Raw genomic sequence first — 20461 nt, 5'->3', positions numbered from 1 at the left:
TTAGTTTATTTAGTGGTTTCGCAAATGGTTTTCAATATCTGCAATGCCTTAGGCCAGGTTTCCTCAAAATAAGCCTTATATTCTCCGATCGTATCCACAGTCACCCTGACGGTGGTGGCAGAATCTCTCTCCTCAAAACGGTATTCCTCCACAGCACCCTTCCATGTCTCGATTTCGGGGCCTTCCGTCACTTCCACTCCTTTGTCCAGCATACCCAGCATCTCCACGCCCACAATTTCTCCTGGCTTGGCCTTGGTTACCTTTGCCACCATACCACTCTCCCTACCCTCGGCATCAGGTCCAATAAAATAAAGCGTTTCCCCAACTTCCCATTTGCCCTTATAATAGGAACCTGGATGGAAGGCGGCCGTCCATTCTCTATAGGTATCAGGGGCCAGCATAATTTCATACACTGCTTGGGCGGGGGCTTCGATTTGAACATCAAAATGCAACCTATGTAGTTTTGAAAGCGATTCAGTATATACTTTGAAGTTTTCCAAAATCGCCTGCCAACCCTGCCGCTGCATTTCGATCGAATGGGAGGATTCTGCCTCAAACTCCTCAACAATCTCCACATGGTCTTTCATCTGTTTGAAATGCACCTGAACCTTCCGTCCATCATCTAGGTGGAATTTGATCATTTGCATGGGGACTACTTCCTCAAATTCCCCCTTGAAATCAAATGCCTGACTGCCATCTTTTGCAGCCATGTGGTACGAAAATTCACCGCCTGACCTCAGTTCAAGCTTTGCCTTTGGACAGTGCCAGTCCTCACTGGCAAAATTCCAATTTACGATGTGCTCTGCCGAAGTCCATGATCCCCAGACCTGGCTCAAAGGAGCTTTGATTGATACAGTTAATTTAACTAGTGCAAGCTTTTCCATAGAAGTAATTATTTAAGTCAAACCAATCTTTCCAATTGCCCTTTCCTTTTGACGATGTTTTTGTAATCCCACTGAATATTCCGGGCCTTGATCAGCCAATGCTGCAGCTTTTCTGAGTCAATTTCAGTCACGGTGCGATACCGGCACTCTGCTGCTTTAAACTTGCCTTCAGGCTGAAGTCCTGGCTCTTCAAAACTCTGTCCGCTCCAAAAAAGCAAACGTACACAGTTTTTCAATTTAGAATAGCCTACTATGGGATTGCCCTTGAGAAACCATACCGGATGGCGATGCCAGATTTTGCTCTCCGCATCAGGTAATCCTTTTTGGATTTCCCTATGAAGGTGGTCGGCAATTATCCTGTCCTCTCCTTCCAATGTTTGGTTATAAAGCTCAATTTCAGTAGGCATAAAAGTAAAGGGGTTAATGTTATACCAAAGTTAAAAAGTATTGAATCGCCCAGTTCTGTGTCAATCCGACATTCTAGGGGGCTATTGCGACAAAATTTCTTAGACCAAATTCATCGCATTTTCGGCAACACCATACTTATGTTTGTAATCCAAGGGAGACAGACCCACATATTTTTTGAAAACCTCCCTAAAGGCTTTATTGTCAGAATAGCCTACATCATACATAATTTCACTGATGCTTTTTCGGGATTTTTCCAGATTCCGTTTTGCTGCCTCTACCCTCACCCGTTGTACGTATTCCAATAGGGTATTGCCGGTGGCATGCTTGAACCTCCGTTCCAGTGTCCTCCGGACAAGGTTAAACTTGGAGCTAAGGTCATTTACTTGGATTTTTTCGGTAAAGTTCTTCTCCACAAAATCCTGAACGTTCCTCACTACCTCATCGGCATGGTCCTTTTGTCCAGTGAAGATGATGAATTCGGATTGGGAATTCCGCCCCATATCTATTTGAAAAATTTTGGAACAGTAAATGGCTGCCTGCCGGTTAACGAACTTTTCAATGACATACAAAATCAGGTTGGCAGAAGAAAAGGCGCCGCCTCCGGTATAGATACCCTGTTCGTCTGTCATAAGGCTGTCTGGAGCGAGGTGTGTTTGGGGAAAAAGCTTTTGAAACTGACTGGCTGCTTTCCAATGGGTCACACATTTTCTACCATCAAGGAGCCCGGTGCTGGCCAAAATAAATGCCCCAAGGCAAAGGGAAACCACCTCTGCCCCCTCGCCCACCCTGGCTTGGATCCAAGGAATAAAAGCTTTGTTTTCCTGGATAGCCACTTGCAGGTCGCCCTGCACGGGTGGGATAATTATTAAGTCTGTATGCTCAAATTGATCAAGTGTTTTTTCAGCTTTAATAGTATAGAGCTCATTTTGGAGTTTGACCTCCTTTTCCACACCGACCAGTTTCACCTCAAAAGCCGGTGGCAGCTGCTGGCTTTCCAGGTAGTGGTTTGCCTCCAACAAACCCAATCTTGCATTTTCCAGACTGCCCAAATTGACTTGGTTTAAAAGTAAAATGGAAACTCTTTTCATACTGCTTATTGATTGACGGTCAGATTATAAAGTTAACATTTTATCAATTGGTTTAGAAGCCTGCCGGCAAAGGCAGGTTTATTTCCCTATAACCGCTTCGCGGATCTATGAATAGGTTGATGGGTTTAACGGATTAAGGGATTAACGTAAGGTACTTCCTCTCCTTAATCCTTTAATCAGTCCAGAAGGGAATCCAGCGCAGCTATTCCCTTCTGGACATTAAACCTATCAACCAACCCGTGGTTGTCAAGTGTCCAGTGAGGCTGAGAAAAACCAGTAGAGCCAATCTAAGCATTGCGTCCTTTGCGCTTTATCTCTGCGCCTCCGCGTGAAACTACCGCGTGAAACCAACGCCTCATCCTCCTCGCCGCTTAGCGATTTCCAAACCCCTAAACCAGGCCGAAGGCCGACTAACCTCCTAAACTACGTAGTTAAGAAACTAGGGCAATTCAACTGGTACAAACCTCCCAAACAATTCTTCCTGAAACCATTGTTGATTTACTTCGAGGTATTCCTGGTGGCGTGTGCGGTAGGCATAGTTTTCCATACATTCAGCATTCTCCCAAATTGAAAATGTAGCTTGTTCCACTAAGGGAGTTTGCCCGATCCCTTTGGTATATATAAGCCCAGGCGTATTCTGAAGTGCTTTGACTGTTACCTTCACGGCTTTTAGAAAACTTAGCATATATTTCCAGCTTATACGGGCCCGCGTGATAGTTATGATGGGGCCGCCTTGATATTCAGCTGAGGGAAAAAAGGGGTTGACTCCATTCCAACTGCCATGTACCCGTGCACATTGCATCCAATGTGTTTCATGTGATTCAGACATATCGGCTAATTCACGGAAAGTGGGGTGTTGTTCCACATTTTCTGCTGCCTCAAGATCCGTCCAGTGTATTAACAAGGCATAAGAGGAAAAGTCCGGCCAGATTTCAAAGCCAAAACCTGCTCCTGTTCCCATCAAACGAACAAAATTGGTCCCATCGAATTTGCTTTCCAGCTTTTTGGACCTACCAATTTGCTTAAAAATCCAGAAGCGGTTTTTTGGGGGAAATTTAAAAAATGTGATTGAAGCAAGGTTAATTTTTTGGCTCTCCATGAAAAATCAACACCTAAAACACAATTTGGTTTTCGTTATTTTAGAAGGGTTTTTTCCGGATAACCGCTTTGCGGATCGGGAAGTATAGAACCTGCCTGGCGCAGACTGGGTTTAAGGTATACCACGACAATACCCTCAGGCTTCCCTTCGATTTCGCTCAGGGACCGCCGTAAGCAATCACTATTACATTGCGGTCTTTGCGCTTTTCCTTTGCGCCCTTCGCGTGAAACTTCCGCGATGCAGTAAAGCCTCATCCTTCTCCCTTCTTGCGATTTCTAAACCCCTAAACCAGGCCGAAGGCCGAATAAACTCCTAAACCATAACCTACCTTTAACCTTGATATTTATTGCCCCTATCTTTAAAGCCTTATCTTTGAAAAAAAAAAGTCAAATGAGAAAGTTAATTTTTGCTTCCCTGCTGGTGGCAGCTATTGGCTGTAAAAATGACTCTGACGTGAGTCATCTTTCAGCAGAGGAAGAAACCACAAATCCTAAAAACATCATATTATTAATCGGCGATGGAATGGGTGTTACCCAGATTTCCTCCCTTTATGCTTTTGAGGATAAGATTGCCAGCTTTGACCGGTTTAAAAACATAGGGTTTATTAAAACCTCATCCTCAGATAACCACATTACTGACTCTGCAGCCGGTGCCACAGCCTTTGCCAGCGGCATCAAAACTTACAATGCAGCAATTGGAGTAGATGATGACACGGTGGCAGCGGAAACTATTGTGGAGATATTATCCAAGAAAGGCTGGAGAACAGGCTTGGTGGCTACCAGTTCTATTACCCATGCCACTCCTGCGGCCTTTTATGCCCACGTAGCCCACAGAAAAATGGAGGAGGATATAGCCAAGCAGCTTTTGGATTCAGATGTGGATATCGTAATCGGAGGAGGTGAAAAATATTTTAATGCCAGAGAAGATGGTATCAATTATTTGGACAGTCTAAGGTCAAAAGGTTACCATGTTAAAACAAAAAGTGATCAAGAAATAGAGGTGCAAAACCCAGCCGAGAAAGAAGCCCACCTGATGGCCTCAAGTGCCATGCAAAAAATATCTGAAGGCAGAGGAGATTTTTTGACAGAGGCTTCCCTTTATACCATCAATAAGCTGCAAAATACGAATGATAATTTTTTTGTCATGATTGAAGGCTCCCAGATAGATTGGGGTGGACACGCCAATGACCATGATTATATTGTGGATGAAATGCTTGATTTTGATAAGACCATCAATGCCGTTTTGGATTTTGCCGAAAAGGATGGGAATACTTTGGTAATAGTGACTGCTGACCATGAGACCGGAGGGTACGCACTATCCAGCGGCAAGGATGGTTATAAAACTGTGACGGGCACCTTTACTACAGGTGGACACACGGCAGCTATGATTCCTGTATTTGCCTTTGGCCCAGGCTCTGAAAACTTCCAGGGGGTATATGAAAACAATGAAATCTTTCATAAAATGCTGGAGTCGGTAAAATAGATTTCAGACCGAAGAGTGGGTTTAGAAGCCTGCCTACCGGCAAAGGCAGGTTTATTTCCCGGTCTTTACTAATGAAATTTGTACCCCATTCCTACTGACCATACCCATTGATCTTGGGAATCCATATGGAAAAAGGGAACGAAGAAGGCCAATTTCCTATAATCTACTCTAGGGGCAACACCAAGCCTGGCCCCCAGTTTTCCCTCATAGACATATAGAGAGGGCAATGCTCCTACCCCCACCTTCCAATCAGGGTTGATATTTAAAAATAGACTTGGGCCACCTACATTGACCGCATAGAAATCAGGGCCTACAGAAACTCCCAGCATTCCTTCCAATCCAAAATCCACCATTGATTTTCCGGAAGTTTCCTGAGGTGCAGGCTCTTGGCCTAACACAAAACTTTGGGAAGAAATTAATAATAATGCAAGCAGAAGAAATTTCACATATGACATTTTACAGTTATTTTATTTAATCACTTATTTAACTTTTATCAACCAGCTTGGTAATCTTGTTGTTCTCAAACACAAAGAGAGACCTGCCGTTTAACCTAATCTCTTGCCCCTGTTTCATCTCTTCTGAGAGGTCTTTAGCCAATACCCCAAAGTATTCCAGATCTACCTCAGTTCTATCAGGGTAATGTCTGATTGCTAGGATGGTTTGCTTCCTTTCTGAAAAGTATTCACATGTCGCCATAGCCTGATTGCTGAATTCCTGCTTCCCCTTCAAAGCCATGGTCAATTCCCCATTTTGGTAATTCTGGAAAACTATGCCTTCCGAAAAGTCCTGGACCATCTTGCCCACATCGAATGAATTGTAGCCATCCAGGTAGTTTTGGATTATTGATTCTCTATCTTTCATATTATCCATTTTACGCCCTAACTCATTGATTTTTCGTTTAATAAGATAAAGTAAACCGAAGCGGAAGCCGGTTTCTATATTTAACTTACTATCAATTATCATGAAAGCTTTACTCAACCCCTTAACCCTTTTGGTGGTGATAATTGGCTGTCTGGTTAGTGTCGGGTGCAGTGATGACGATGATGCGCCAAGAGAGAAAGCCAAAATCTACACCTTAAATGCCCTTCCTGGTTTTAACAACCCTGGAAATGTGATTTTCCAAAAAGATGGAAGTAATGCCACATTAGTGACCATCCAATTGGAAGGCACCGAGGATGGAGCCATCCACCCCGCCCACATCCACGCAAACTCTGTAGCCGAAGGTGGGCCAATCGTGGTGGACCTGACATCTGTGGATGGAAGTACTGGCAGAAGTCAAACCCGAGTGACCATGTTTGACAATGGTACCCCGGTCACCTATGAAGAGCTCATCACCTACAATGGGCACGTGAATGTCCACCTGAGCATGGAGGATCTTGCCACCCTGATAGCCGAAGGCAACATAGGCAGTAATGCTCCATCTGCCCCCTCTCCTCCGAATGGAACAGGCTATTAATTCACTTTGGCCGAGCATCTTTTCTCGGCCAAACATACCTATTATTTAGGCATGCAATTTAAAGAGATGTAAGCCTATACCAGGCGTAGCCATAGCCCTGGATAGAAAAATCTCTAAGCTCGAATGGCCCTGAATCTTCTCCACCACCATTGAGCCCATTGCTAATTTTGTAACCCTTATAATCTTGCTTCAAATCCACTTTTTGCTCAGTATTGCTCAAATTATGGACAATTATTATGGATTGGCCTTTAAGGCTATATTTAATTGCCAAAACTTGATTGGAACCAGTAGGAATAACTTCCCAATCTCCCCTCCCGATTTCAGGACAGGATTTTCTTAAATTTATCAAGCGAGTTGTCCAGTTTAGCAATGAATTTGGATCTTGTTGCTGAGTAAGCACATTTACATCATGATAACTAAATTCCCCAGAAGATATTACGGGGTTTTCCAGTTCTTCAGCTGTAGAGAAACCAGCGTTTTTGTCTGCAGTCCATTGCATAGGAGTGCGTACTGCTTCTCTTTCTGGCAAACTCAAATCCTCCCCCATTCCAATTTCATCCCCATACCGAATTACAGGAGTTCCTGGCAATGAAAACATTAAGCTATATGCCATTTTAATCTGATTCTCGTCATTCATCATAGGGGCCAATCTCCTCCTGATGCCTCTATCATAGACTTGCATGGTTTCATCTGGTCCGAATTTTTCATAAACCTTGGCCTGTTGTTCATCTGACAGCCTTCCCAGATCGAGTTCATCGTGATTTCGTAAGAATTGGGCCCATTGTGAATTTCTTGGGATGTCTTTTGTCTCTTCGAGAGAAGATACTAAGGTCGAAACCTCCTCTGTAGCTAGGGAATAAAAAAGATGCTGATTCACAAAGAAATTGAACAACATATGCATCCCTTCTCCCTCATCTCCAAAATAATTTTTATTTTCTTCTGGCATTACATTGGCCTCGCCAAGTAATAAGGCATCCCCGCGACGCCATTGGATGAATTTTCTGATTTCTTTTATTAAATCATAGTGAAGTTCTGGATCTTCCACACCCGTATAGGGATCTTCAATAATAAATGGAACAGCGTCCAGCCTAAAACCCGAGAATCCCATCCATAACCAGTAACCCATCACCTTTCGCATTTCATTCTGAACCACTGGATTGAGGTTATTCAAATCGGGTTGAAATTCATAGAATCGGTGATAATAGTATTCTCCGGCTTCCGGATGGTATGTCCATGTTTGCTCTTGAACTCCAGGAAAGACCATTCCTTGATCATAGTCATCGGGCTGCTCTTCTGACCACACATAATAGTCTCGGTATACGGAATTTTTATCCTTTATTGCTTCCTGGAACCACACGTGCTGATCAGAAGTATGGTTCATCACCAAGTCAGTGATCACACGAATCCCCATTTCCTTTGCAGAATTCATAAACTCGACCAAGTCACCTCCTGTCCCGTATTCCGGATGAATCATGTAGAAGTCCTCAATATCATACCCGTTGTCTTTATTGGGGGATTTTTGAAAGGGCGCAAGCCATATTACATCAACCCCCAAAGACTTTAAGTACGGCAGTTTTTCCTTCAAACCAGCAAAATCACCAACACCATCACCGTCCGAGTCATAAAAAGAATCTACATCAAGATTATAAATGATGCTGTTCTTATACCAATATTCGTTTTGCTCCTCATTTTGAAAATTGTCATCAACTTTCTCATCCTGAGCGAAAACAAAGGTTTGAAAAATTAAAAGGTGGACAAGAAATATAAAATAAATTTTTCTATTCATTGAGCTTAGGATTTAAGTCGCGTCAAATATTAAACACCTGTCATTTTTTATATCTTATAAGGAAAAAAGCCATAATACCATTTAGAACCAAAGAAAGTCCATTGGTAGCAATAATGGCAACATCCTCCTGAATAATCCCATAAACCAGCCAAAGTGAGAAACCAATTATCATGACAGTAAACATACCGGGCGATACATCTTCCACACTTTTACTTTTGAAGGCTTTGATTAATTGGGGAAATACAGCTACCGATGTGCACGCACCAGCGAAAAGCCCCAAAATTGTAATCCATTCCATATTCAGGGGGGTAATTGAAAAATGAAAAAGTGAAATTAGTCAATAAAATATAATTTATCAATTATGTTATTTGCATATTCCATTAAAGAATAAAACATATTGTCAAAAATGAAGCCTAAAAAATTGAATTACTATCCATGTATTCCTAAATCAGATAACGATCGGAATACCGATGCACAAAGATTGGACTTATGAGTTGGATATTAATTTTAAAACAAATTCTTTTTGACTATCCTTATGCTTAAGAAAGTCCTCTATTGTAGGCCACAGCTCATAATCAGGGATAACCCCTCTTCCATAAGGCTGATCGGCCCTTTGTGGTGCATCATGCACCACATAAACAACCGAAAATTTGGATTTTATTTTTGAATTTGGCAATTCATATACAAGTCCTATATGTCCATTGTGCTCATAATATCCTCCTACTGTTTCTACCCCCACAGTAGTTAAATTCCTTGCATACCCTTTCATCAAAGAAGCGAAATGCGAGGCCGCAGAGGCGGTATTTTCATTAATCAACATATAAACCTGACCATGGTATGCTGGCGACTTCGGTTGATAAATGGGGTTATATTTAGGGTTTTGATAACTCCTCCCTTCATTGAAATCTTCAAAGTAATCATCCAAAAATTCGAGCCCCATAACCTTCGTGGCACTGTCGATCCTCGCATCCGTTGAAACACCCCAGAAAAAGTCATCATAAGGGAAGTCCTGTGGATTAAATATTATATGAGCTTCTAAATTTTCTTGGAAAGAGCTATCACTCAAATACCTGACAGGTTGTTCAAAAGTAGGGTCACTTCCCCCAGGATTGTTTCTTACATCAATAACTAGATTAGGAATTAATTTTTCATCCAAAACTGTAAATACACTATCCAAAAATTGGGTATATAGATCAAATTGTGGGTCATCTTTACCTGTGGCAAATCCAAAAAATCTTAGGTTAAGCAAGCCTGTTTTTGCATCAATCTGCTCGTAACTATAAGGAGGTTGCTTTTCGTAATCCAGCAAGTCAGAAATCGGTGCACTGTATTTATTTGAAAGGTTTTTTTCCCTTTCTTCAAATGTTACAGCCTGAAGAAACTCTGTTTGGGGTTCAATTTTCCCTGGAGCTAAAAATTTCACTTCGAATTTATCAGTTGCCCCATACTCAATTACATATCTCCAAGCAAAAGCATTATTTACACTTGCGGAAAGTTTATAACTGGTATTAAAACCATCAACAGGAAAATACTTCTGGAATGACTGCATCAATTCAAGGTCTTCCTTGCCATTAATATTTAAAATTTGAGATCCAGGGGGTATTTTTTCGGTAAGCCCATCAAAGATTATTTTGCCTTCAAGGTAGGTCAAATGATATGGGAAATATGTTTTCTGCTTTTTGAGTTCATTTAAATCATCTGTTCCAGGCTCGGTGTAATTATGCACACTCCCTTCGAAATCAGTTAAATTAGAGATTATTTTAAAAAATTCAGAAGTTTTTAAAGGTCGTTTAATTTGTTCAAATGCCCAGCGATAAAGACTATCTACCTCCTCTTCCGTCCTGTAAATATATAGCCCAGAATTAACATTCTTTCTTATATCAATAAAGACTTGTAAATCCTCCTCCATTTCAGAAATAGAAAGTTGATTGTTTAAGCCAAGGTTAAAAGTTGAGGTTGTCTGTGAAGCCAGCGGATTGAGAAGTGATGTTAATGCAAACAGAATTACCAATGGTAACTTATATTTAAATTCAAATTCCTCATGTAGGGCCTGGACTTTCTCAAATTGCTCTCTAAATGTTTTTGCAACCAAGAATTTTGGATCTTGAAGTTTTAAAATGTTTTTATATTTAGACATAAAATTTTTCATGATGTACGATTGTCCAGACTTTTAATTGAAATTTTGATTTAAATCCTAAATTGACTGCTAAGGGTATGTCAATACGTATCCAATGAATAAAATGTCCTAGTATTCGTTTAATTTTATATAAAAAATAACATTTAAAGGACTATTTAAAAAAATACATGTTTATACAAATAAAAATTTTTACATTCGTAAAATTAACCTATTTACCTTAAAGAAAAGGAGTTAGCTTGAAAAACCCGTTATCCATCCTTGGCAGCTTGCCGGAATCATCTACTATAGAAATGGATGCTAGAATTGATCTAGTAAACACATTTCAAACTTATCAGACAACATTTAAATTAAATATTGCCTGCATTATTTTTGATCTTGAGGGGAAAATAACCTATGTCAATGACAGGTTTTGCGAGATTAGCAAATTTACCCGGGAAGAATTGGTAGGGTCAAGTTACAAGTTGATCCAGTCCAAATACCATTCACAATCCTTCTATAACAAAATAGTACAACAGCTTTCCCTTGGAAAATCATGGAAGGGAATGGTGAATAGCCAGGCAAAAGATGGAAGTGATTATTGGAAGGACACCCTTATCATTCCTGTAGTTGACAAAAACCAAACTATTAAAGAATATTTATCTTTACGCCTTCCTATCGATCAATCAGCTTATTTTAAGAAAAACAGCAAACTCATCAATGAAATACTGTTTAACATCTCTCATAAATTAAGAAAACCTGTCACTCAAATATCTTCTGTTGCCTCCTACCTCGAGAGCGAAAGCATATCCCTAGAAGAGTTTCAAGACCTAGTAAAGTACATGAAAAATGCAGCTGTATCCATTGATACTTATACAAGAGAGCTAAATGAAGTTCTAAGTCAATTGAAATAAATGTCTATTACATTGAAAAGTAAAAATACCTGATAACAGGTATTGACTACTAATCAATGGAAATTTATTTTTGAAATTCAACTTTTATAAGGGGTTTTAAATTTCATCACGCAAGATATCGGGATATGGCATTTGAAGGAGAATATCGAAAAATAAAAGCTAAATCAGAATTTATAAGATCAGCTAACGAAGCTTGGTCAAAGGATTTTGAAATTCTTCAAACCTGGAGAAAAAAAGGACAGGAGAGTGAAAAATCACAAGACTATCTTGCTGCAATTGAATTTTATAAAATCTGTATCCAACACGGGAAAGGGAGCGATTTCCTGACTTTGGCCAATTATGTTCATGACATAAATCGGATAATAATTCTTTATACAAAAACAAGGCAAATCAGCCCCTTGACGCAGCTTTTAGAATCCCTATTATTGGACTACCCCAAAAGTCTGCATGTAGCCGAATGGCAAATCAGGCTAAAGACCATATCTAAAGATCATCCTACGCAGATGTAAAGCTGAAACTTGTCCAATCGGGATTTTTCAAACATGATGTACCTGCTGCTGTTGTAATAGGAAACCGCTTTCCTTTCTCATGAATATCCTACACCAACCAAGCACATCACTAATCAGCCATCTTGAATGTCCCAAATGCGGACGAACGTATCTTCACCAAGAATTGCATACTGTATGTGAAAACACCAATTGCCAATCCTCTCTTTTTGCCAGATATAACCTATCCCCTGGAGTTTTCAAAAAAGAAAGCCTCAGGGCTAACCCCAATAGCATGTGGCGGTACAGTCCGGTGTTGCCTATAGAGAAGGTTGAATATATGATTAGCCTCGGTGAAGGATTTACTCCGATTCTCCCCTTGCAAAACCTAGATGGACTAGAGGAAAACCGGGTCTATTGGAAGGATGAATCGGGCAACCCTACAGGATCCTTTAAATCTAGGGGACAGAGCACTGCCATTTCAAAAGCTCTCGAACTCGGCGTGAAAGCTGCTTGTATACCTTCAGCTGGCAATGCAGCGGGAGCTTTGGCTGCCTACTGCGCTAAAGCGGGTATCAAGGCGCATGTATTTATGCCCAAAGAAACACCTCAACTGTTCAAAGACGAGTGCGTACTCTACGGCGCCAACCTCACGGAAGTGGATGGGAATATTAAGGACTGTTCGAAATTAGCCTCCGAAGAGGGGGAGAAAAACGGGTGGTTTCCAGTTTTTACACTTAAAGAACCCTACAGGCTGGAAGGAAAAAAAACTATGGGGTACGAAATAGCCGAGCAGATGGACTGGATTCTTCCCGACGTGATTCTATACCCCACTGGCGGGGGTACAGGTCTTTTGGGCATATGGAAAGCGTTTGACGAAATGGAGACATTGGGGTGGATAGGAAGTGAGCGTCCCCGCATGGTTTCTGTACAGGCTACTAGTTGTGACGGCATCACACAGGCATTTCACCAGCACCAAACGGAGTCCGAGTATGTAGACAAAGGCTTTACTATTGCAAATGGCCTGAGAGTGCCAAAGCCTTATGCAGATGAATATATTCTCAAAGTGCTGAGAGAAAGCCAGGGTACCGCAATAACCATCAATGATGCAGAAATGGAAACCGGAATGAAGGAAATTGCAAAAAAAGAGGGGTTACTCGTATGCCCAGAAGGAGCTGCCCTGTGGCAAGCTTTCAAAAAATTAAAGGAAAAAAGCTGGATAAAACCTGGAGAAAAAGTGCTGTTGATGAATACAGGCAGCGGCTATAAGTATCTTGAAAACATAGAAATCAATTAAGTGTCCAATTTCTAATCAAACGTTAACCTAGGTTAAGAATACTTAATGCTTTAGTATCAGAACTGATTTCTGTCGAACTTGACCAAGGACAGGAAACTTTTACTAAATATTTTTCGAATGAACCAGGTGATAATGGCTTTTTGGATATTAACTTCCATAATTCCCCAGGATAGATTTTTGCTTAAAGGTTTTATAAGGGATGCAGATACTGGTGCACCTATCGTTGGGGCCCATGTAGTCTCCCGAAACCGTCAGGGCATTACCGATGCGGAAGGCAGATTTGAGATCGAGGTAAATATTGGAGATAAGTTAACCTTTACCCACATAGCCTATATGGCTCACTCGCAGGTGGTAGAGGACAGCAATCCTTTGAACATCCTGCTTCATTTCAATGAAACGGAGTTGGAGGAATTTACAGTCAGTTCCTTTCCTTCTGAGGAAAAGTTAAAGCAGCTGATACTTGACACACCGTATATCCCCAGCCAGTTAGAAAGCAACTTAACCAACAACTTGAATTTTGTAAAAAATATATACCGGCTTGGCAATCATCACACCCAAAACAGTATTGCAAACACGGCAAAAAGAATGGCAGCTGGCAATGGGGAAGCCACGTTTTTCTCCACCAATCCTTCTATGGGTATTATGGAGCTAATAAAGTCATTTAGAAAACAGAGCTATATTCCCATGGAAAAACCCGGAGCACCCAAGTACCGTTTGGATTTTGACAAACTCCGGAGGGCAAGGAATGACTCCACTGTGAGGTATAGTGATTATTTTGAATAAATTAGGAAATAAACTTCAGAGGATCAGAGAGATTTATTTGATTATCCGCCGAGATGCCAATAGCCTATTCTCCATTCATTGGGAGGACGGAATCTAAGCCTGCCTATGGCTGCAGAGGCAGCACCGAAGAGTTCTGCAACTTAACATCAGACCACTATTTTGGCAGTTTTAAAACAATGCTCTTTGCGTTTCTTTGCTTCTCAGCGGTTAAATTTAACACGTGAACTGATTAATCTTCGCTTTTTATGAAAATTGATGACATACAAAAACTCACCAAATCAAATGGACTCGCTGTTAAGGAAGACCTCGTCTTCAACGATATGGGCATTGACTTCAAAGTGGTCTTTGCCACAGCTGAGGATGGGAAGAAATGGCTCTTGAGAATCCCCAGGAGAAAGGACTTGGGGGAGCAGATCGAGGAGGAAAAAAAGATTTTAGAATTAGCCGGAAAGTATTTAAGCATCCAGGTACCAAACTGGCAAATTGCCAATTCAGAGCTTGTGGCTTATCCACTGTTGGAAGGAAAACCGGCTTTGACTTTTGACGCCCAAACCTATGAGGTGAGCTGGAACATGGACCAGAATAACCCTGCTTATATTACTTCTTTGGCAGAAGCGTTGGTCCAACTTCATAGTATCCCACGGAGTCAGGTGGAGAAATATGGCCTCAAGATCACTCCAGCTGAAAATCTACGTAAAGTAATGGCAGATCGATTGGAGTTGGTAAAATCAGAATTGGGTTTGAGTAAAAAGCTGGAGTCACGTTACCGAAAGTGGTTGGACAATGATCCGCTGTGGCCAGATTTCACAAAATTTATCCACGGGGACCTCTATGCGGGACATGTGATGGTAAATGAATCAGGGGAAGTGACTGGGATTATTGACTGGTCTACCGCACATATCGGTGATATCTCTGAAGATTTTGCCGGTCACCATAAGGTGTTTGGGGAGGATAGTCTCAAAGACCTCATTCAAGAATATGAAAAGCAGGGCGGAGATAATTGGGATAAACTCTATGAACACACTATTGAAAGAACTTTCGCAGCCCCCTTGGCTTATGGTTATTTCGCCATCCAAACCCAAGATCCCACCCACCTCCAAGGGGCCAAAGAACAGCTTGGAAAATAAATATTTTGTCAAAAAATCACTTTAAATCTCTGTGCTTTACTGGTCCTCTGTTGTTAAAAATTTATCGGCATCTATATGGAATTTATAACCTGTAAATCAAAACCTTTCTAAGCCAGGCGGGTTTTTTACGAAACTCAACATTTCCCACTAAAACTAAATACATTATGTCATTAAGACTAGGAGACGTAGCCCCAGATTTCACAGCGGAAAGTACTGAAGGCACCATACAATTTCACGACTACCTTGGCGACAGCTGGGGAGTTCTCTTTAGCCACCCTGCCGATTTCACACCGGTTTGCACCACCGAACTAGGTGCTACCGCCAGGTTGAAAAAGGAATTTGAAAAAAGGAACACCAAGGTGATAGCCTTAAGTGTAGATGGCTTGGAAAGCCATAAAGAATGGGTGAAGGACATCAATGAAACCCAAGGCACTGAAGTGAATTTCCCAATCATTGCAGATGATGACAGAAAAGTATCTGAGCTCTATGATATGATCCACCCTAACTCAACAGAAAATGCCACTGTAAGGTCTGTATTTGTCATCGGTAATGATAAAAAGATCAAGTTGATGATTACCTACCCGGCAAGTACCGGTAGGAATTTCGATGAGCTCCTCAGGGTAATTGACTCTTTACAATTAACTGCCAATTATTCGGTAGCAACACCGGCCAACTGGAAACACGGTGAGGATGTGGTAATTGCACCGGCGATTGCAGATGCCGACATCCCTGAAAAATTTCCCAAGGGGCACAAAAGAATAAAACCCTATCTGCGGACCACTCCCCAGCCAAATTTATAGTAACCTTGTAAAATAAACCCCAGAGGACCAGAGGCTCAGAGAGTTTTTCTTCAAAAAAATATTCTTTGCGCTTCTCTGTTTCTCTGCGGTTAATTATCAAACGTCATTTATTTAAAATCTCTGCGCTTCTCTGCGGTTAAAAAACCAAACGTCACTAAATTTAATCTTTGCGCTCCTTTGTTTCTCTGCGGTAAAACCCCAACGTCATCAAAAGTACTTCCTGTTTAGTATTTCGGAGAGCACCACTGCATCCTTCACCGTGTCAGGGTTTTTGAGGAGCTTTGCGTAAGGGTTAACGGCGCTTTTTTCCTCGGCCACATCTTCCACTTCTCCGATGATCTTTTCGTCTGAGCTAATGTCCACTTGTTCGTCAAGGGTAACCAGAGGTTCTTTTTCTACATTTTTTAGGCTGCCCTCTCCCCCTTCGTAATACTTCTTGTAAGGATTGGCAGGTTCATTTTGGGCTTTTGGCTGGGGTTTGGGTTTAGGCTTGGGTGCAGGAGTAGGCTGGGAATAGGCTGCCTCTTCATAAAGATCTTCTTCTTCAGGCAGCTCTCTGTTTTCCACTTCTCGGGTTCTCTGCTCCTGCTCCCTACGGATTTCCCTGAGCATATCCTCAAAGGACGCCGGTCGGCGCTCGCCTTCCTCCTCCCCCTCAAATCTTTCCTCTCCTTCTTGGGGCTTGTTTTTTTTCTTAAAAGCCGTAAACAGAAAGTAAATGATGACTAAAACAATATATATGAGAGTACCAGCGTCCATGCTTTTTATTTTAATGCTCTACTAAGGTAATTAAAATTTTGTTTACGCGCGAAAATAGAGGTCGGAATGGGTCCGTAATTAGATTGCATGGTTGTCATGGTTCTACTTAAAGTCAGTCACGGTCGGGGATGAAGCTTTCTTGAGGACAGGGCTGCTCGGGACAAGTTGTGCGCCTTAGTGTCCAATTGAATTCTTCCCTAAACTTGCTAATTGCCTCGAACTGTTTAATTTTGTTTGTTTTTGGAAATTATCATTCGAGTAAGATGCAGCTTACCAAGCTAGAAGTTAAGGGATTTAAGAGTTTTGGGGATAGGATTGTCATCCATTTTGACAAAGGGATCACGGGTATCGTGGGGCCAAACGGATGCGGCAAGTCCAATGTGGTAGATGCCATCCGCTGGGTGCTGGGTGAGCAAAAAACCAGGATGCTTCGGTCAGACAAAATGGAAAACGTCATCTTCAACGGCACCAAAAACAGGAAACCAACCAACCTGGCTGAGGTCTCACTTACCTTTGAAAACACCAAAAACCTCCTGCCCACGGAATACACGCATGTGACGATCACCCGTAGATACTACCGTTCCGGGGAAAGCGAATACCTGCTTAATGGGATTGCCTGCCGTCTGAAAGATATCACCAACCTGTTCATGGACACCGGCATCAACTCCAATAGCTACGCCATCATCGAGCTCAAAATGATCGACGAGCTCCTCAACGACAAAAACAACAGCCGTAGGGATCTTTTTGAAGAAGCTGCAGGGATCTCAAAATTCAAAACCAGAAAAAAAGAAACCCTCAAAAAATTAGAGGATACCGATGCGGATCTTGACCGTGTGGAAGATGTACTTTTTGAGATAGAAAAAAACCTTAAGCAACTGGAAAAGCAGGCCAAACAGACCGAAAAGTATTTTCAGATCAAAAAAGATTACAAGGCAGCCAGCATTGCTTTGGCCAAAAAGAGCGTCAGCAAGCAAACTGAAACTCTTCTTGAATTGAGCGGAAAAATCACCCAGGAGCAGGACCGCAAACTTAGCTACAACACCCAGCTTTCCGAAAGAGAGGCCCAATTGGAGCAGCTGAAAGCTGACCTGATCCACCGAGAGAAACTTTTGGCCAGCCGCCAAAAAGCGCTGAATGAGCAGGTGAACAAAATCAGGCAATTTGAGAGCGATAAGAAAATCAAGAACGAGAGGCTGCGTTTTTTGGAGGACAGGGCCCAGAAACTGCGGGAACAAATAGACCAAGACCGGAAGAGCAACGACAGAGCTGGTTTTAGTATTCGCTCCCTTCAGCAAGAAATGGAAAGCGCAGAAAAGCAGCTCTTGGAAAAAGAAATGGTGGTGGAAAACCTGAAAGCAACCTATGAGGAGCAGAAGGAAAACCATGCCATGCTTCAGGAAAAGCAAAAAGTGCTAAATAAGGATTTTACCGAAAGAAAGGATACGATCTACCAAGTTTCCAAAGAGCTTGAAATTAAGCAAATCCAGCTATCTACCCTGAAGCAGGAGTTGGAAAAAACCACTTTGGATGACGATTCACAGGAAGCAAATTTGGCCGACTTTGAGGATAAGATATTAATCCTCAAAGAAGATCTTGACCAAAAGTCAGAAGAATTGACCCGTATCAAATCTTCTGAAGCACAACAACTTGCCAAAATTGAAGAAACCACCCACACCATTGACCTGATCAAAGAGGAGGTAACGCAGATCAGTAGGAAGCTGGATGCCAAGCAGAATGAGTTTAACCTTACTAAATCACTGGTAGAAAATCTGGAGGGTTTCCCAGAGGCCATCAAATTTCTCAAGAAAAACAGCAGCTGGGGAAAGGATACTCCCCTACTTTCGGATATTCTGACTACGGATGAAAACTACCGCGTGACGATAGAAAATTACCTTGAGGGGTATATGAACTATTATGTGGTGGATACGGAAGACCAAGCCGTGGCTGCGGTAAACCTGCTCAGTGATTCAGCCAGAGGAAAGGCCAATTTTTTCATTTTGGAGCATTTTGAAAAATTCAAGCCTTCTATAAATAAGCTTTTCCCAAATGCCATAGCCGCCACTGAGATCATCGAATATGATGTCAAGTATGCCAAACTGATCAGCTACATTCTGGACGATGTCTACATCGTAAGGGGCGAATATAGGGATATCCCAAAAGATGAAAGCGCGGTTTTCATTACCGAAAGCGGGAAAGTTACCAAAAGAAAATTCAGCCTCAGCGGTGGTTCGGTAGGGCTATTTGAGGGAAAAAGAATTGGTAGGGCCAAAAATCTGGAGAAACTTGAGCGTGATATCAAGGAACTTAACAAAAAAGTAAGCCAAACCAGAGCAGACTTGGACCGCAAAGTAGGTGACCTGATGAAGCTCAAGGAAGTTTCGTATAAAGCCCAAATTGAAACCCTCCAGCAGGAAATCAATGAAGTCAACCAGGATTACATATCTGTGCGTACGAAAAAGGAGCAGCTCTTTGAAATGCTCTCCACCAACGCCAACAAGAGGGAAGATATTCTCGAAAGGATAGAAACGCTTAACGAAGAGGTGGCCGATCTTGGACCTAAACTCCAGGCAAGCAAGGCCGGGTTTGAGGACCTGGAATACGAGTTGGCGGAGTTGACCGAAAACCTGCAGATGGAAAGTGAAAACCTCACCGTGCGATCCAATGCCTACAACCAGGAAAACATACAATACCACCAACAACTCAATAAGGTAAACAGCTTGGAGCAGGAGATTACTTTCAAGCAAAATGCTTTTGAGGGAAGTAAGAAGAGGATTGATGTTTCCCAGACCGAGCTAAGTGGAATCGACCAGGAGATCAGGTCCGTTTTGGACAACAATGAGGTCAAGGATGATGAGCTTATTGAACTTTATTCCGAAAAAGAAACCATTGAAAACGGTGTAAATGAAGCGGAAAAGGAGTACTATGCTGCCCGTGGTGATATAGACGCCATCGAGAAGGGCATGCGTGAATTCCAAAAGCAAAAGGAAAACATCGATACCATCATCATGGAACTTCAGCAGGCCCTAAACGAGGTTAAACTCAAAATGAGCAGCATGAAAGAAAGGCTGAGCGTGGAGTTTGAGATTGATCTGGACAAACTGATGGAAGAAAATCCGGAGGTTCATGAGGATTACCTGGAGAAGGATGAATCCACCATCCGCGCTGAAGTAAGCAAGGCAAAGGAAAAATTGGACAAGATTGGACCCATCAACCCAATGGCCATGGAGGCTTACAATGAAATCAAGGAGCGCCATACCTTCATCACAGAGCAAAAAGAGGATCTGATCAAAGCCAAGGAATCGTTGGTTTCCACCATCAAGGAGATTGATATGGTAGCCAGGGAAACGTTTTTGGATGCCTTTGATAAAATAAAGACGAACTTTGTAAAAGTCTTCAGAAGCTTGTTTACCGCAGAAGATGATTGTGATTTGAGACTTACGGACCCGTCCAACCCTTTGGAGTCCACCATAGAAATTATGGCCAAGCCAAAAGGCAAGCGCCCCTTGACAATCAACCAACTTTCAGGCGGGGAGAAAACCCTCACGGCAACTTCTCTCCTATTTGCCATTTATCTGCTCAAGCCGGCGCCATTCTGTATTTTTGATGAGGTAGATGCCCCGCTGGATGATGCCAACATTGACAAGTTTAACAATATCATCCAGGCCTTCTCGGAGGAGTCGCAGTTCATCATCGTCACCCACAACAAACGCACGATGGCCAGCACGGACATCATCTATGGCATCACCATGATTGAGGCCGGAGTATCGAGAGTGGTACCGGTGGATTTGAGGGAGTTGGTGTAGGAAAAAGGACGAGGTTAGAAGTTAGAATTTCGGGTCAGTCACGGAATTAAATGATGAATGTTGAATGATGAAGTTTATTCACGTTCCAATGATGCCCCATCCGAAGAGCGAAGCCCCGAGGGAGGGCCACGAGAGTAAAAACGGTTAATATCAGAAATGCCTACAAATCACTCCAAA

The 20461-nt window shown here is 42.1% G+C and carries 19 protein-coding genes; 9 read left to right on the top strand and 10 right to left on the bottom strand.

Annotated elements, in window-relative coordinates; all coding sequences use genetic code 11:
- Positions 1 to 5 precede the first annotated feature (5 nt).
- From KI659_RS17480 to KI659_RS17465, 4 genes are all read right to left on the bottom strand, one after another.
- The gene (locus KI659_RS17480; protein ID WP_213946676.1) at positions 6 to 884 is read right to left on the bottom strand and encodes an SRPBCC family protein; all 879 of its coding nucleotides are present in this window, start codon (positions 882 to 884) and stop codon (positions 6 to 8) included.
- A gap of 17 nt (positions 885 to 901) precedes the next feature.
- The gene (locus KI659_RS17475; protein ID WP_213946675.1) at positions 902 to 1291 is read right to left on the bottom strand and encodes a DUF1801 domain-containing protein; all 390 of its coding nucleotides are present in this window, start codon (positions 1289 to 1291) and stop codon (positions 902 to 904) included.
- Positions 1292 to 1390: 99 nt separating this feature from the next.
- Entirely contained in the window at positions 1391 to 2380 is a 990-nt protein-coding gene (locus tag KI659_RS17470; protein ID WP_213946674.1) for a GlxA family transcriptional regulator, read from the bottom strand.
- Between the two features lie 439 nt (positions 2381 to 2819).
- Positions 2820 to 3341 (bottom strand): DUF3291 domain-containing protein, encoded by a 522-nt coding sequence (locus KI659_RS17465; RefSeq protein WP_213946673.1) that lies wholly within the window; start codon positions 3339 to 3341, stop codon positions 2820 to 2822.
- A 528-nt stretch (positions 3342 to 3869) separates the two neighbouring features.
- Here KI659_RS17465 and KI659_RS17460 point away from each other — a divergent pair.
- The gene (locus KI659_RS17460) at positions 3870 to 4961 is read left to right on the top strand and encodes an alkaline phosphatase (RefSeq protein WP_213946672.1); all 1092 of its coding nucleotides are present in this window, start codon (positions 3870 to 3872) and stop codon (positions 4959 to 4961) included.
- A gap of 68 nt (positions 4962 to 5029) precedes the next feature.
- Here the strand turns inward: KI659_RS17460 and KI659_RS17455 are convergent, their stop codons facing one another.
- Together KI659_RS17455 and KI659_RS17450 are read right to left on the bottom strand one after the other, a co-directional pair.
- A complete protein-coding gene (locus KI659_RS17455) occupies positions 5030 to 5416 on the bottom strand; it encodes a hypothetical protein (RefSeq protein ID WP_246535463.1) in 387 nt (128 codons plus the stop codon).
- 28 nt (positions 5417 to 5444) lie between these two features.
- Positions 5445 to 5822, bottom strand: a complete 378-nt coding sequence (locus KI659_RS17450) for a nuclear transport factor 2-like protein (protein ID WP_213946671.1) — start codon at positions 5820 to 5822, stop codon at positions 5445 to 5447.
- A 100-nt stretch (positions 5823 to 5922) separates the two neighbouring features.
- On the opposite strand from KI659_RS17450, the gene KI659_RS17445 reads away from it, so the two are divergent.
- A complete protein-coding gene (locus KI659_RS17445; protein ID WP_213946670.1) occupies positions 5923 to 6417 on the top strand; it encodes a CHRD domain-containing protein in 495 nt (164 codons plus the stop codon).
- A 58-nt stretch (positions 6418 to 6475) separates the two neighbouring features.
- On the opposite strand, the gene KI659_RS17440 is transcribed toward KI659_RS17445, so the two are convergent.
- The 3 genes from KI659_RS17440 to KI659_RS17430 all read right to left on the bottom strand — a co-directional run bounded on the left by KI659_RS17440 (position 6476) and on the right by KI659_RS17430 (position 10352).
- Positions 6476 to 8203 (bottom strand): alpha-amylase family protein, encoded by a 1728-nt coding sequence (locus KI659_RS17440; RefSeq protein WP_213946669.1) that lies wholly within the window; start codon positions 8201 to 8203, stop codon positions 6476 to 6478.
- Positions 8204 to 8243: 40 nt separating this feature from the next.
- Positions 8244 to 8501, bottom strand: coding sequence for a SemiSWEET family sugar transporter (locus KI659_RS17435; protein ID WP_213946668.1), 258 nt, complete (start codon positions 8499 to 8501; stop codon positions 8244 to 8246).
- Between the two features lie 189 nt (positions 8502 to 8690).
- Positions 8691 to 10352: a S41 family peptidase gene (locus KI659_RS17430; RefSeq protein ID WP_213946667.1), complete on the bottom strand. Its 1662-nt coding sequence runs from the start codon at positions 10350 to 10352 to the stop codon at positions 8691 to 8693.
- Positions 10353 to 10576: 224 nt separating this feature from the next.
- Here KI659_RS17430 and KI659_RS17425 point away from each other — a divergent pair, with 224 nt between their 5' ends.
- From KI659_RS17425 to KI659_RS17400, 6 genes are all read left to right on the top strand, one after another.
- Positions 10577 to 11230, top strand: coding sequence for a PAS domain-containing protein (locus KI659_RS17425; RefSeq protein ID WP_213946666.1), 654 nt, complete (start codon positions 10577 to 10579; stop codon positions 11228 to 11230).
- Between the two features lie 125 nt (positions 11231 to 11355).
- Entirely contained in the window at positions 11356 to 11739 is a 384-nt protein-coding gene (locus KI659_RS17420) for a hypothetical protein (protein WP_213946665.1), read from the top strand.
- 79 nt (positions 11740 to 11818) lie between these two features.
- Complete coding sequence (locus KI659_RS17415; protein ID WP_213946664.1) at positions 11819 to 13012, top strand: threonine synthase; 1194 nt, start codon at positions 11819 to 11821, stop codon at positions 13010 to 13012.
- A gap of 117 nt (positions 13013 to 13129) precedes the next feature.
- Positions 13130 to 13795 (top strand): peptidase associated/transthyretin-like domain-containing protein, encoded by a 666-nt coding sequence (locus KI659_RS17410; RefSeq protein ID WP_213946663.1) that lies wholly within the window; start codon positions 13130 to 13132, stop codon positions 13793 to 13795.
- Between the two features lie 245 nt (positions 13796 to 14040).
- Positions 14041 to 14922, top strand: coding sequence for a macrolide 2'-phosphotransferase (locus KI659_RS17405; RefSeq protein WP_213946662.1), 882 nt, complete (start codon positions 14041 to 14043; stop codon positions 14920 to 14922).
- 164 nt (positions 14923 to 15086) lie between these two features.
- Positions 15087 to 15722: a peroxiredoxin gene (locus tag KI659_RS17400; protein WP_213946661.1), complete on the top strand. Its 636-nt coding sequence runs from the start codon at positions 15087 to 15089 to the stop codon at positions 15720 to 15722.
- A gap of 207 nt (positions 15723 to 15929) precedes the next feature.
- Here the strand turns inward: KI659_RS17400 and KI659_RS17395 are convergent, their stop codons facing one another.
- Positions 15930 to 16481 carry a hypothetical protein gene (locus KI659_RS17395; RefSeq protein WP_213946660.1) on the bottom strand — a complete coding sequence of 184 codons (552 nt, stop codon included), beginning with the start codon at positions 16479 to 16481 and terminating at the stop codon, positions 15930 to 15932.
- A 263-nt stretch (positions 16482 to 16744) separates the two neighbouring features.
- Between KI659_RS17395 and smc the strand changes: the two genes are divergently transcribed.
- Positions 16745 to 20284 (top strand): chromosome segregation protein SMC, encoded by a 3540-nt coding sequence (smc, locus tag KI659_RS17390; RefSeq protein ID WP_213946659.1) that lies wholly within the window; start codon positions 16745 to 16747, stop codon positions 20282 to 20284.
- Positions 20285 to 20461: the final 177 nt, after the last annotated feature.

It is taken from the genome of Litoribacter ruber (genome assembly GCF_018449405.1).
Lineage (GTDB): Bacteria > Bacteroidota > Bacteroidia > Cytophagales > Cyclobacteriaceae > Litoribacter > Litoribacter ruber.
This window is presented reverse-complemented; position numbering and strand designations above follow the sequence as displayed.